This is a genomic window from Budvicia aquatica DSM 5075 = ATCC 35567, from assembly GCF_000427805.1.
GTDB lineage: Bacteria > Pseudomonadota > Gammaproteobacteria > Enterobacterales > Enterobacteriaceae > Budvicia > Budvicia aquatica.
The window spans coordinates 40222-54293 of sequence record NZ_KE386585.1 but is presented as its reverse complement, the minus strand read 5'-3'; the positions used below and the strand labels follow the sequence as shown (position 1 = coordinate 54293).

Here is a 14072-nt window from a genome sequence, read left to right as displayed (position 1 = left end):
ATGAGCGAATTAAAAAGATCCAGAATAAAATTTTTTTGTCATAACAGACGCGCAGGGGTTTCTATTATGTTTGCGATCGTTCTGCCTCTGTTATTAGCCACTTTTTCACTAGGGATTGACGGTTCGCGCTTTCTTATAAAGAGAGCCCGGTTAGCGGATGCTCTCTCCCAAGGCAGTTTTGCTGTAGCGTCGACTAACACTAACCTGACAACCTCTCAAGAAAAGACTGAAGGAAAAGAGCTTGTTCGAAACTATATTAACTATTATTTGCCTGGTGATTTGATAGATGAAAGCACACTCAATGTTCAGGCTGTTATTGAAAAAGATCCGAGCGATGCGACAAAAATTAACAGTATTGCATATGTAGCAACTGCCAAAATTATTGCACATCCAATAATTGATGGTGTTAGCAACGCTTTGCCTGGGTTTAGTAAGGATGTTTCAATTATTGCTGATGAAAACAATGGCATCGTGAGGAGAACGATGGGGGATGTCAATATTGAAAGTGATATTGTTTTTGCCGTTGATTTTTCTGGATCAATTCTTGATAAAACCGAAGATGGTAAACCTTATCTCGTGATATTGCGTGAAGTTGTAAGCGATTTAGCTACGCAAATAGTAGACGAAGCCTCCAATTCTAAAATTGCAATCGTTCCTTTCGATACGGGTGTACCGACTAAAATTGAAGAAAAAAATGAAGCTGGTGGTGACCGAATAGGTTGTATAGTCCCTTATAAGTTAAAGGATAAATATCAGATTGATTTTTCTTTTTGGGCAAATAAAAATGTTAATTGGAAAGATTCTTTACTAGAACAACCTGGGGATATTCATGAGGAATTTATAAAGCGATATTTAGACTTACAACGATTTAGTTATTACTCTAATACTATCAAGGCTGCCATTGGTGACTTTTATAAAGGCTTCTGTGTTAGCAATCCACTTTATGATAAAGATACATGGGGTGGTAATATAAATTCAAACCCCTTATCTTGTGAAGCAATTACAAAAATTAGTGCTACATCCCCCTTAAATTTTACTGAAATACAGAAAAGCTATAAAATTATAGAAGATTATTACGATCCCTACCTGAATAAGGTTCATTTTTTAGGAACAACAATTGCTGATGAAACTGTCGATGTTGCTGGAACTTTAAGTAAAGCGCACTTGTTCAATGATAATTCCATGTCAGTATTTGAGTCCCCATTTACATCAGGATATAATGGGAATATGTTTAAATATATGTGTCAGTCCGGTTTTAATATAACATCACCGGTACTTGCAGATACTGGCGTTACGATCCCTGCAGGGCATCCATATGGTAAAGGCGACTATTACTCAAGATATCTTAAAGATGTGCGCCAAAACGTCTATTCAATTGATCTTACTAAGAATAAATCAGAAGTCTTTGCATTTAACAGAATGAACCCTGTAGAGGATTCGGGTACAGATATACTTCCCGGGCTTTTATATTCTGCACATGTAGCTGCTAAAGGGAAAAATCCAAGGAAATTAATAATAATAGTTACTGATGGGCAAACTACCGCGGATGCGAAGCTGCTTGAAAAAAGATTTTTTGCTGCCGGTATGTGTGAAAAAATAACAGAAGGCATTATGAATAATTCACCTGGTACAAAAGAAGTGAAGATTTATTTTGTTTCAACTCTTGATGATAAATCAGTGCTTTCTGATTGGCGCGAAAACTGTGTCGGTGATGATGGTGCTTTTGTTGCTACTGATTATTCTGCACTCAAAGATGCTATTACCAGTGTATTAAATAAGGAGCCCGGCGGAATCAAATTTACAAATAAAATGTAGAATTGTGGTGTAATAATATATTTTTATTTGCTGCGCCTCTTTTTAATATTTATTTTAGTATATGGGAGGCTGCGAGCAGTTCCTAAAATGATATTACAATTTTTAAGTCGATTTTTTATTAAAGACAATGTTGAAACGCCTAGGAATTTATCGAAGGAGAGTATAGATATGAATAAGTTTGACAACGTTTTAGAACAATTGCGCCCCGATAGCTCTGTAAGTTATGTCGCATTTGTTGATATGAACAGTGGAATGAAGCTGGCTTCTGTGGGGATGCCTAAGGATAGTGATGCACTTATTGACTGCTCTATACGGGTGATGCGAGCAGAGCTTAAAACCATTAATCTATTAGAAGTAAATGATGATGTATTGGATATTCTGATTACCACTGACGATGAATACCAACTGTTGTATCCCTGCCGTGGTATGAAGGATATTTTTATCTACCTTGTTGCGAATCGTGAGCGTGCTAATCTGGCATTACTTAAACGTAATATCGCCGATGTTGAGGCTAACCTAATCTCTACTATGTACACATATGGCGATACTCAAAACCATGGCTTTAACGTTAAGTCTGCGTTGGATGCTCACTGTCGTTGGCGTGATAAATTAATCGCCATTATCAATGGTACGGATACTGAAACCAATTTAAGTGAACTAGGAATGGATGACAGGTGTGAACTAGGACAATGGTTACATTCTGTTGGCCAAAATCAATATGGTAGTATGTCGGAATTTCAAGAGATAATGAAACTTCACCATGATTTTCATCGCTGTGTACAGGAAGTTGTAGATATTTATATTGCTGAAGGTGCTGGTGTCGCGAAATGTGAATTAGCGGGTAACTTTCAGAAGAAATCCGCAATGGTACAGGAACAAATCGTTCGCTTCTTCGACAATATTTAGCACAAGTCATTGTTTGTTTCTAAGGCATTGAATAAGTGATTTATATCCTTATGCAGCATATGGGAAATGCGATATTGTTGTTTTAATTATTTTGGGGGGGATTTTACTACTTTGGGGAGTATTTAAATTAGGTAAGCATATTAGCATAGCCAGTATCCGTCATGTCTCCTTGAATTTCTAAGAGGCTTGAGTTGAAAGATAATGGTAATAAAAATATTAGTGTAGGATGTGTCGGGATATTCGTACTGCTCAATATTATTATCAATTTTTATTTTTATTAATACATTTATTTGTAACCAATATATTTGTGGCCTTTATTTTTTATATTTAACTGTAAAATATCAAGGCCATTTCTTTGTGGTATGATTATTTCTGTGAGGTGAGTAATAGTAATATGAAAAATCGTTCAGCAATTATAGCTTGCCGTTATTGTGGTAAGACTAATCAAGTCCGCAAACATGGAGTGGCTAGTTCAACAAAAATTCAGCGTTATTACTGTGGAGTATGCAAAAAAACATTCCAAGCTAAATATATTTATCATGCTAAAGGTAGTATTCAGCCGGCTATAGGGATATAGCTATCGTAAGATTTCATATTCCCATAACAATTTACATTCATTGAGTGTGTCTACTATCACGAAATCAAGATATAATAATTTAAATTATTGAAGTATTTAATTTTAATCAAATCATCGCTCTTGAAGGGCCCCCCGCTTGCTGACTTAAATTCAAGATAATGCTTTCATCTACATTTATGAACACCCTGGTTATAGTTTTTAAGTATTAAAAAATTGATATGTTATAGTTGGCTGACGATTAATTTAAATCCTCTGTATCTCATATAGGCTTATCATATAATAAACCTATATGATGGAAAGATAAGGCTTTAGTTTAAATGAATTAAGTCATTTATTTATGATGAAATAAACTATTGTGCGTTACTAAAAGAGGACGGTTATATAATTAATCAGCTTATTGTAAATATTAATTTTTCTAGTTATTTACTAATTGGAATGTAGTAATCACATTCAACGGTGATATCACTATAATCGTCCAGTAATAAGCTGTCATTATAATAAAATATCTCTATATCGTAGCCCGGACGGCGGCTAAGACCATATGCTGGGAATATTTCGGTATAAATCTTTCTTGAGAATGATGATAATTCACTCCAGTTACCCTTATAAGGAAACATTACATATAATCCACTATCAATATCGTAGCGTTTATGACCTTCATTGCTTTTTATGATTGAGTCTTCAAATGCAATGATGGTATCGATATCTAATATATGGTGATCTAACTTAGATGGTTTAAATTTAGATAGTATAAGTAGCGTTTTTTTACTTGTCTTAATGTTCTTTTTAACGATATCAAGTCGTATGTCGTTATCATTAGTGCTTGGCTGAAGAAAACTTTTCTGATAACTTATTTTGTAGCTATTATTATTACAGCCGAAAATTGCATCATCATTTAAATAACGAAAGCTTGGGACCAGTTGATTGCCTTCATCCAAAATGATTCTTGCTCTAAATTTTTTTAGATCCCAGGAGGGATTTGCTCTATATTTATTCGGCGTATAATCAAAGTACTTTTTAAACTCACGGCTAAAACTGGTTTGGGAATCAAACCCCAGCTGGTCAGATATATCAAATATAGATTGGTTGGTTAGTCGCAGCAGCATCGCTGAACGACATAGTTTTCTATGTCTTATATATGACCCCAGAGGTAACCCGGTATACTCTTTAAATATTAATTGAATTCCTCTACGGCTGTAGCCTGACTTATTAACAACATCCTCGATTCTAATGTTATTATCTAAGTTTTCCTCTATCCATTTAAGAATATCGCTAACAACTTGCATCTTTATTTTCATGTTCTCAAATTCTATATATTATCGACTCTGGTAATGTATTGGTATTGTGTGTTCGATGTCAATATCAATTTTCATATTAATAATGAGGGTGTTTATTTTTTGTTTATATATTAACGCGTTGTTTTTTTTGTGGTTTTAATTTTGCACAAAAAGCACATTGTTTGTGTGGCTTCTATGTATAATAGCCAAAATAAAGTTGGCAATATTAATTACAAAAAATAATTTATTATTTAAAATAAAGCCAATGCATAGGCTGTTATTCTTGTTATACAGTGGCACTGGCTGCAGTAGGTATTATTTTGCCTTGCATATAAAGGTGGTTTTAATATGAGGTGTAAGTGATTTATTAGGGGAGTATTTCTCAGTGTATTAGCGTTAAATATATTTAATCCTATGGTTCCCTCATTATCACCTCAATCAGCTAGCTACATTCGAGTAACCTCATTGAATATTAGAATCTAACATATCTCAGTTAGCCGAATGACTCGCTGATTATGTTTACCCGAGAATTACAATTCTGTTATCACTGATGGTCAGGTTGTCTGGTATGTCATTGGATTTTTATTGTATAGGGTTGGTGTGTTGGAAAACTTTGGCAATCTTGCTTTAAAAGAAAAGGGCCGTGTTGTTTCTGGTCGCATTTATAATGCATAGGCAAGGTCAGGATGATTACACTTTTCTGTGCATTGCAACAAAGAGAGTCATTCAAGGGGGATTTCGTGAATAGGCTGGTTACCTATATATAAGGAAACACATTATTTTTAACTACCCTCATGACATGATTAGTCTATTTATCCTGCCATACGGAGAGCTTTCTTAAGCGCTATTGTTCAGACTTTTTTACTTCACTAGAATTCCCCGTTAGCGATTATTTTTCTGGCCTTTTCTAGCTTGGTTTTTACATCAGCTAATGACGTATCAAGATAGACACCAAATGAACGCTTTTCTCTTTGCCTGATTCGCGCTGTTTTAATTTCCAGTAATTTGAACCATTGACATTGATAGGAGGGTATAACCCCCATCAGATAATGTGTCAGGTTTACCTTTTATTAAACTTCGCTGTATCTGGCTAAGGAACATTAGGTGAATACATCTTTCCGGTCTTAATATTTATCTAAGACAATACCCTGCCCAAAAGCCCTCAAGATGATGTTGATTTGGGGGAGACGTTGATACCAGATGAAGGTAAACAGCTTTTTCTTTGTTATAGCTATGTATATAGGATTTTTATGGGTTGGGAAATTAGGGGTGATATAACGCGAAGTGTATTTGGTACCCCCGACAGGAATCGAACCTGTAACTAGCCCTTAGGAGGGGCTTGTTATATCCATTTAACTACGAGGGCGTAGTACGGAGCGGAGTATATCTGTTTTTAATCAACAATTCAGCAGGCAGATAACCGTTTGTTCATCTGGTAACCAATTTATTTAGAAATAACGCAATAGTTTTTTATTTTACTTATTTGATTCTTTGAGCCGCTTCACATTCTGTTGAGTTTCCTATTTAGTGTTTGATCTGACCCCAGATTTTACTCACAATTAGGTACTTAAGAGCCTAGCGCTGTGCTTCGAGCCTCGCAAAGGCTGTGCTATGATACCCTCCAAATCCTATTTTAAGTTTATGTAATAACCATGCTGGAAGCTCAAGGACTAAGTTGTATTCGTGATGAACGAGCTCTATTTACAGAGCTTAGCTTTGCTATACATCCCGGAGAGCTGGTTCAGGTCGAAGGACCTAATGGTGCAGGAAAAACCAGCCTGCTGCGTATTCTGGCCGGTTTATCCAGCGGTGAAGCCGGTGATATTCTCTGGCAGGGCGAGTCGACTCGCCGTAATCGCGATATTTATAATCAGGCTCTGCTATATATCGGCCACCACGCCGGTGTAAAAGAGGTTCTGACCCCGTTTGAAAATCTCTCCTTCTTCCAAAAGGCCAGCGGTAAAAAAGATGATGATGCCATTTGGCAGGCGCTTTCACAGGTTGGATTAGTCGGTTATGAAGACGTTCCAGTCGCCCAACTGTCTGCCGGGCAGCATCGCCGGGTTGCTTTGGCCCGCCTTTGGCTGAGTGACGCACCGTTATGGATTCTGGACGAGCCGCTGACCGCCATTGATAAGCAAGGGGTTGAGCATCTAGTTAATTTATTTGAACAGCATGCAGAGAAGGGCGGGATCGTTATATTGACCACCCATCAGGATATGGTTAATGCCGGTCGTCCTATTCGTAAAATTAAGCTGACCGGCGGGGTGTGGCGCTGATGTTTATTCCTGTTTTGCACCGCGAGCTCAAGATAGCCATGCGCAAAGGGTCAGAAATTATTAATCCGCTGTGGTTTTTTCTGATTGTTATTACGCTGTTTCCATTGAGCATTGGTCCTGAACCTCAGCTTTTGGCCCGTATTGCGCCCGGCATTGTTTGGGTTGCAGCCTTGCTGGCTTCATTACTTTCTCTGGAACGCCTGCTGCGGGATGATTTTTTAGACGGTTCGTTAGAACAGCTTATGTTACTTCCGGTGCCCTTGCCGTTAACCATTCTAGCTAAAGTCTGCGCACACTGGCTGTTAACCGGGCTGCCTTTAATTATTTTATCGCCGCTGGTTGCACTGCTTTTATCCTTTGATTATGCGACCTGGAAGGCGGTCACATTGACCTTATTGTTAGGCACACCAACCCTGAGCTTTATTGGTGCAATTGGGGTGTCGTTAACCGTTGGTTTGAGAAAGGGCGGGGTGTTGTTAAGCCTGCTTATTTTACCTTTGTATATTCCGGTGCTGATTTTTGCGACATCAGCGATAGACGCAGCGTCGATGTCGCTGCCAATTAATGGTTATCTGGCTATTCTTGGCGCTATTTTGGCAGGAACAGCCACTTTATCGCCTTTTGCTGCATCCGCCGCTCTAAGGGTTAGCGTGCAGTAACGGAATCGAAATTGATTAACCGATATTTTAATTAAACTAAAGTGCGAGCAAATACGATTATGTGGAAGTGGCTACATTCATTAGCTAAACCCGAGACGCTATACCGTCTTTGCGGTAAGTTTATTCCCTGGCTGGCAACCGCCGGTGTCCTGTGTTTATCTGCAGGTTGGATCTGGGGCTTTGGTTTTGCTCCGTCAGACTACCAACAGGGCGACAGCTTTAGGATAATTTATATCCACGTTCCTGCGGCTATCTGGTCGATGGGCATTTATGGCTCTATGGCGATAGCGGCGTTTATTGGCTTAATCTGGCAAATGAAATCGGCCGATATGGCTGCTTCAGCCATGGCTCCGGTCGGTGCGGTATTTACCTTTATTGCGCTGGCAACCGGTTCGGCATGGGGCAAACCTATGTGGGGAACCTGGTGGGTATGGGATGCTCGTTTAACGTCTGAACTGGTATTACTGTTTTTATATCTGGGCGCGATTGCGCTTTATAATGCCTTTGAAGACCGTCGCTTGGCTGGGCGTGCTGCCGGTATTTTAGTGCTGGTTGGCGTTATTAATCTGCCGATTATTCATTTCTCCGTAGAGTGGTGGAATACCTTACATCAGGGCTCAACCAATATGCAGCAGACGGTTGACCCGAGCATGAGGCCGCCGCTTCGCCTGTCTATCTTTGGCTATTTATTCTTCTTTATTACGTTAACGTTAATGCGGTTACGTAATTTAATTCTTGCTCACGATCGCCAGAAGCCGTGGGTTGAATCACTGATTGGTAAGGAGGCTCGCTGATGACACCGGCATTTTCTTCATGGCAGGCGTTTTTTGCGATGGGTGGCTATGGCTTCTTTGTCTGGCTGGCCGTTGCCGCAACCATTATTCCTTTACTGGCGCTGGTTTTTCATACCCGCTGGCAGCGTAAGCAATTATTAACTGAAATTCAGCGTCGTAAATCCAGAGAAGCCCGGATTAAGAATGCTCAAAACCAGCAAGAGGCCACACTATGAATCCGCGCCGTAAAAGTAGAATGTATTTAGCTCTGGCTGTTCTTATCGGAATGGCTGTGACTATCTCTCTGGTTCTCTATGCATTACGCTCCAATATCGACCTGTTCTATACGCCGGGTGAGATTATTTATGGTAAAGGTGAACAAAAGCTGAAGCCGGAAGTCGGCCAGCGCTTACGGATTGGCGGTATGGTGATGCCGGGATCGGTAAAACGCGATCCGCAATCGCTCAAAGTGACCTTTAAAGTTTACGATGCCCGCGGTGCCATTGACGTTCAGTATGAGGGGATCTTGCCCGATCTGTTCCGTGAAGATCAGAGCGTAGTTGCGCAGGGTGAGTTTGGTGAAAATAACGTGATTACTGCCAAAGAAGTACTGGCGAAACACGATGAAAACTATATGCCACCGGAAGTTGAAGAGGCGATGAAAGATAACCATCAACGGCCGGCGGAGTCTTATAAAGCAGAATCGGCACTGGAACAGGCTCCGAGGAGTGGTAAATGATTCCTGAGTTAGGCAATTTTGCCCTCGCCCTTTCAGCCGCGTTGGCACTGCTGTTAAGCATCTATCCGCTGTTAGGGGCGTATAAACAAGATGCCCGCATGATGGCGGTATCCCGGCCGTTAACCTATGGCCTGTTTGCCACAACGTTACTGGCTTTCGGCTGTTTGGTTTATGCTTTTATTATTAACGATTTCAGCGTGGTTTATGTCGCCACTAACTCCAACAGCCAGCTACCGGTTTATTTCCGGATGGCGGCAGTTTGGGGCGCTCACGAAGGTTCTTTACTGCTGTGGGTAGTGCTGTTATCCGTTTGGACAACGGCAGTGGCGTTATTCAGTCGGAGTATGCCGCTTGATGCAGTTGCCCGAGTGCTGTCCGTATTGGGCATGATTAACGTCGGTTTCCTGCTGTTTATTATCCTGACGTCAAACCCGTTCTTACGTACGCTACCGATGTTCCCGATTGACGGGCGAGATCTCAATCCGCTACTGCAAGATGTCGGATTAATTTTCCACCCGCCGTTGTTATATATGGGCTATGTCGGTTTCTCGGTTGCCTTTGCCTTTGCGATTTCATCCCTGATGATCGGCCGTTTAGATACCGCCTGGGCCCGCTGGTCTCGTCCGTGGACTACCGCAGCCTGGTTCTTCCTGACATTAGGTATTGCGCTGGGCTCTTTCTGGGCCTATTACGAACTGGGTTGGGGCGGCTGGTGGTTCTGGGATCCGGTAGAGAATGCTTCATTGATGCCGTGGATTGTCGGTACTGCACTGCTTCACTCATTGGCGGTGACGGAGAAGAGAGGCTCGTTTAAAGCATGGACCGTGTTACTGGCCATCGTTGCTTTCTCTCTCTGCTTATTAGGCACCTTCCTGGTTCGTTCAGGAATTTTGGTTTCGGTGCACTCATTTGCTTCCGATCCTGCCCGGGGTATGTTTATTCTGGCATTCCTGATTGTGGTGATCGGCGGCTCACTGCTGCTGTATGCCATTAACGGTAGTAAAGTCAGTAAAACGAAGGCCCATCATGAGTTTTTCTCGCGTGAGTCTTTCTTACTGGGTAACAATATTTTATTACTGGCCGCGATGCTGGTGGTTCTGCTGGGGACCCTGTTGCCGTTAGTACACAAGCAGCTGGGTTTAGGCTCTATTTCGGTAGGCGAGCCTTTCTTTAATACCATGTTTGTGTGGCTGATGGTGCCGTTTACCTTATTGCTAGGCGTCGGGCCGCTGGTTCGCTGGCGCAGAGACCAACCGTCTAAACTGGTAAAACGCCTGATGGTGGCCGTGGTTGTGACGCTGGTGGTGGCGATTGGCCTGCCGTGGTTACTACAAGATAAGATCGTGGTTATGACGGTGGTCGGGCTGATGATGTCAGTCTGGGTCTTTGTATTATCGCTGATGGAGCTATATGAGCGTTCCACTCACCGTCACGGTTTGTTCAAAGGTATGACCCAGCTTTCCCGCAGCCATTGGGGAATGGTGATTGCCCATATGGGCGTTGCAGTCACGGTATTTGGTATTGCCTTTAGCCAAAATTATAGCGTTGAGCGTGATGTTCGCCTGAAAGACGGCGACAGCGTGATGATTCATGACTACAAATTTACTTTCCGCGACGTTCGGGCTATTGAAGGGCCAAACTACACCGGCGGAGCGGGGGAGATCGAAATTACCCGTAATGGTAAACCTGAAGCGGTATTACACGCAGAGAAGCGCTATTACAAAGTTGCCGGCAGCATGATGACTGAAGCCGCTATCGATGGTGGCTTCACGCGTGACCTGTATGCTGCCTTAGGCGAAGAACTGGGTGATGGCGCATGGGCCGTGAGGCTGTATTACAAACCGTTTATCCGCTGGATATGGTTTGGTGGTATTTTTATGGCTCTCGGCGGTCTGCTGTGTATTATTGACCCGCGGTATCGTACAAAAAAACAGTTAACCAATAAGGGAACAGTATGAATAAAAAATTACTGTTTATTCCATTAGCCGTATTTCTCATTATGGTGACGGCATTTATGGTTCAGCTTCAGCGTAATGCTGACGGAGATGACCCGACGTCGTTGGAGTCTGCGCTGATTGGTAAACCGGTTCCTCAGTTTAAGTTAGAGTCGTTAGACATTGCGGGTAAAGTTTACGATCAGAGTGCTCTGGTTGACGGACAGCCATTGCTGCTTAATGTCTGGGCCACCTGGTGCCCGACCTGTTATGCCGAACATCAATTCTTGAATAAGCTTTCAGCTCAAGGAATTCGGGTTGTCGGTCTGAACTATAAAGATGAACGCCAAAAAGCCATTAAATGGCTAAACGATTTGGGTAATCCTTATTCGCTGAGCCTTTACGATAATAACGGGCTGCTGGGGTTAGACTTAGGCGTTTATGGCGCACCTGAAACCTTTCTGATTGATGGTGACGGTATTGTTCGCTATCGCCACGCCGGCGATCTGAACGATCGTATCTGGGAAGAAGAGATTAAACCTCTTTGGCTCAAGTATCAGGGGAGTGGTTCATAATGCTAAAGCAACTTTCATTTATGCTGTTCGGTGTGATGATGACCTTTGGCGCTCACGCCGCCATTGATACCTATGACTTTAAGTCCGTTGATGAAGAGCAACAGTTTCGTGAACTGACCAATCAACTGCGCTGCCCTAAATGTCAGAACAACAGCATTGCTGATTCGAATGCACCTATTGCGACGGATATGCGGGCGAAAGTGTATGAATTAATGGAGCAGGGCAAGTCTCGCCAAGACATCGTCAACTATATGGTGGATCGCTACGGCAATTTCGTCACCTATGAACCACCGGTGACGCCGGCAACCATTATTCTATGGGTGATTCCTGCGCTGTGCGTCGTTATCGGTGGTGGTGCGGTGATTATGCTGGCCCGACGCCGTAAAGGTGCCATATCAGGCGGTGAGCCTGAGGTGCTCTCTTCTGATGAGAAGAAACGACTGCAACAACTATTAAGCGATGAAAATAACGCCAAGGGCAGGAAATCATGATCGGATTTTGGCTGACAATTATTGTATTACTGCTGATCTCGTCGGCGTTATTGATTATTCCTGCACTGCGTAAGCCGAACGGTAAGGATGAAACCAGCCGTGATGCCATTAATAAGGCATATTATCAGCAACGCCTTAATGAATTGAGTGACGATGAAGATCAGGGCGTTGTTACCGATCGTGAAACCTTAGTGGCAGAATTACAGCACAACTTACTGGAAGATATTCCTGAAGGTCAATCTCAGTCTGCGCAGGCACCATTCAATAAAATGACTTTAGTGCCCGGGGTTTTGTTGCTGGTTGTTGTTTCGCTGGGGCTTTATCTGAATACCGGAGGCTTGGCTCAGGTTATGCAATGGCAACAGGTGATGAAAGAGATGCCGGAACTGCGTCAGCGTGCTGACAGCGGACAACTCTCATCTCCTGAAGATATTGCCCGGTTTGGTTTGGGGCTGCGTACCAATTTGCTTTCCGATCCGACAAACGTGCGCGATTGGACCATGCTTGGTCTGGCTGGCTTGAAGCTGGGTGACGGAGGCATGGCGCTACAGTCTTATGAAAAAGCCTATGCATTGGCTCCGAACGATGCCTATATCCAGATTATTTATGCTAAATTATTGACCCGTTCTAATGACCCTAATGATATTAAAGATGCTGCGAAAATCTTGAAAAAGATGATTGCTGCCGATCCGAATAATGTTGATGCGCTGTCTGCATTAGCCATGAATGCTTTCGGACAGGGTGATTTTAATCAGGCTATTGCAGCCTGGGAAAAGGTGATTGCACTGTCTCCTGCTGATGCCAAAGGGCTTGATGTAATTAAAAGCAGCCTGGCCTATGCTAAATCTCAGGTTGCGGCCAACGGCTCTAAGGTTTCAGTGGTTCTGACATTATCACCTGAGGTGCAAAAACAGTTACCGGCACAGGGAAGTATTTTGATCGCCGTTACTGACGGTAAAAGCCCGATTCCGATAGCGGTTAAGCAATTGCCATTGGGTGTTTTCCCGCTAGAATTATCACTGGATGATAGTAATGCAATGATGCCATCGCGTTTGCTTTCGGAACTTAAACAGGTAAAGATAACGGCAACGATTACCAGTGATGATATTGCTGACACTCGTCGTTTATCCGGCGAGAGTGAAGTTCATCCGTTTAGTGGTAATGAAACAATTAGTTTAACGGTCGGACATTTTAAACAATAAATGTTATCAGGAGCCTGCATTAATGGAGATAAAGATGAAACGCCATCTTATAAGTGTCGCACTTGCCGGAGCAATGCTCACGGGTTGTGCCAGCAACAGTAGCGATGAAGATGGACGTTCCGATCCATTAGAAGGCTTTAACCGCACCATGTTTACGTTTAACTACGAATATATGGATCCGTATGTTGTTCGTCCGGTTGCCGTCGTATGGCGTGATTATGTCCCTCAGCCTGCCCGTAATGGTTTAAGCAATTTCACCAGTAACTTAGGTGAACCGGCCAGCATGGTGAACTATTTTCTACAGGGTAATGTGTATCAGGGGTTCCGCCACTTTAACCGCTTCTTCCTGAATACGCTGTTAGGGATGGGCGGTTTTATTGACGTTGCCGGTATGTCTAACGAAAAGCTGCAGCGTACTGATAACCGCCAGTTTGGTCAGGTTCTGGGCCACTATAATGTTCCTTATGGCCCGTATGTTGTTCTGCCTGTTTATGGCTCTGCCACGCCTCGTGAAGAGGGCGGTGCCTATGTTGACTACGTTTACCCTGTTCTTAGCTGGATCACGTTCTGGGGCTCGGTGGGTAAATGGACGGTTGAAGGTATTGAGACCCGCGCTCAATTCCTGGATCAGGATCAGATGTTGGCTAACTCACCTGACCCTTACATTTTTGTGCGTGAAGCTTACTTCCAGCGTAATGACTTCTTAGTCAATGATGGCAAAGCGCAAGATGCGGAACAAAACCCAAATGCTGACGCGCTTAAAGACCAGCTAGGTGATATTGACTGATATTGATTTCAGGCATTAGCCTTAGGTTTAAGTCTATTAAAAGGCCCGCGATAAAAGT

The 14072-nt window shown here is 42.5% G+C and carries 13 protein-coding genes and 1 tRNA gene; 12 read left to right on the top strand and 2 right to left on the bottom strand.

Translation table 11 applies throughout. The annotated features are described in order from the left end of the window. Both YWE_RS0122305 and YWE_RS29250 read left to right on the top strand, forming a co-directional pair. Entirely contained in the window at nt 1–1815 is a 1815-nt protein-coding gene (locus tag YWE_RS0122305) for a pilus assembly protein (protein ID WP_127526447.1), read from the top strand. Nucleotides 1816–1983: 168 nt separating this feature from the next. Next, nucleotides 1984–2721: a CZB domain-containing protein gene (locus YWE_RS29250; protein ID WP_051323522.1), complete on the top strand. Its 738-nt coding sequence runs from the start codon at nt 1984–1986 to the stop codon at nt 2719–2721. Between the two features lie 996 nt (nt 2722–3717). Here YWE_RS29250 and YWE_RS0122295 read toward each other — a convergent pair. Together YWE_RS0122295 and YWE_RS0122285 are read right to left on the bottom strand one after the other, a co-directional pair. Beyond that, a complete protein-coding gene (locus YWE_RS0122295; RefSeq protein WP_029096451.1) occupies nt 3718–4584 on the bottom strand; it encodes a helix-turn-helix domain-containing protein in 867 nt (288 codons plus the stop codon). Between the two features lie 1282 nt (nt 4585–5866). Beyond that, nucleotides 5867–5941 (bottom strand) — tRNA-Arg (locus YWE_RS0122285). Nucleotides 5942–6227: 286 nt separating this feature from the next. On the opposite strand from YWE_RS0122285, the gene ccmA reads away from it, so the two are divergent. From ccmA to mlaA, 10 genes are read left to right on the top strand one after another with little or no spacing between them, the layout of a single operon-like run. Further along, entirely contained in the window at nt 6228–6854 is a 627-nt protein-coding gene (gene ccmA / locus YWE_RS0122280) for a cytochrome c biogenesis heme-transporting ATPase CcmA (RefSeq protein WP_029096450.1), read from the top strand. Beyond that, on the top strand, nt 6854–7513 hold the full coding sequence (gene ccmB / locus YWE_RS0122275; RefSeq protein ID WP_029096449.1) for a heme exporter protein CcmB: 660 nt from the start codon (nt 6854–6856) through the stop codon (nt 7511–7513). The genes ccmA and ccmB overlap by 1 nt, the downstream gene beginning before the upstream one ends. Before the next feature lie 59 nt (nt 7514–7572). Then, on the top strand, nt 7573–8307 hold the full coding sequence (locus YWE_RS0122270; RefSeq protein ID WP_029096448.1) for a heme ABC transporter permease: 735 nt from the start codon (nt 7573–7575) through the stop codon (nt 8305–8307). Then, nucleotides 8307–8522 carry a heme exporter protein CcmD gene (ccmD, locus tag YWE_RS0122265; protein WP_029096447.1) on the top strand — a complete coding sequence of 72 codons (216 nt, stop codon included), beginning with the start codon at nt 8307–8309 and terminating at the stop codon, nt 8520–8522. Before YWE_RS0122270 ends, ccmD begins: the two co-directional genes overlap by 1 nt. Continuing rightward, entirely contained in the window at nt 8519–9025 is a 507-nt protein-coding gene (gene ccmE, locus YWE_RS0122260) for a cytochrome c maturation protein CcmE (RefSeq protein WP_029096446.1), read from the top strand. The genes ccmD and ccmE overlap by 4 nt, the downstream gene beginning before the upstream one ends. Next, the gene (locus YWE_RS0122255) at nt 9022–10983 is read left to right on the top strand and encodes a heme lyase CcmF/NrfE family subunit (RefSeq protein ID WP_029096445.1); all 1962 of its coding nucleotides are present in this window, start codon (nt 9022–9024) and stop codon (nt 10981–10983) included. The genes ccmE and YWE_RS0122255 overlap by 4 nt, the downstream gene beginning before the upstream one ends. After that, nucleotides 10980–11534: a DsbE family thiol:disulfide interchange protein gene (locus tag YWE_RS0122250; RefSeq protein WP_029096444.1), complete on the top strand. Its 555-nt coding sequence runs from the start codon at nt 10980–10982 to the stop codon at nt 11532–11534. The genes YWE_RS0122255 and YWE_RS0122250 overlap by 4 nt, the downstream gene beginning before the upstream one ends. Beyond that, nucleotides 11534–12025, top strand: coding sequence for a cytochrome c-type biogenesis protein (locus YWE_RS0122245; RefSeq protein WP_036016911.1), 492 nt, complete (start codon nt 11534–11536; stop codon nt 12023–12025). The genes YWE_RS0122250 and YWE_RS0122245 overlap by 1 nt, the downstream gene beginning before the upstream one ends. Next, nucleotides 12025–13227 (top strand): c-type cytochrome biogenesis protein CcmI, encoded by a 1203-nt coding sequence (gene ccmI, locus YWE_RS0122240; protein WP_029096442.1) that lies wholly within the window; start codon nt 12025–12027, stop codon nt 13225–13227. The genes YWE_RS0122245 and ccmI overlap by 1 nt, the downstream gene beginning before the upstream one ends. A 34-nt stretch (nt 13228–13261) precedes the next feature. Further along, complete coding sequence (gene mlaA / locus YWE_RS0122235; protein WP_029096441.1) at nt 13262–14014, top strand: phospholipid-binding lipoprotein MlaA; 753 nt, start codon at nt 13262–13264, stop codon at nt 14012–14014. The last annotated feature ends 58 nt before the right edge of the window (nt 14015–14072 follow it).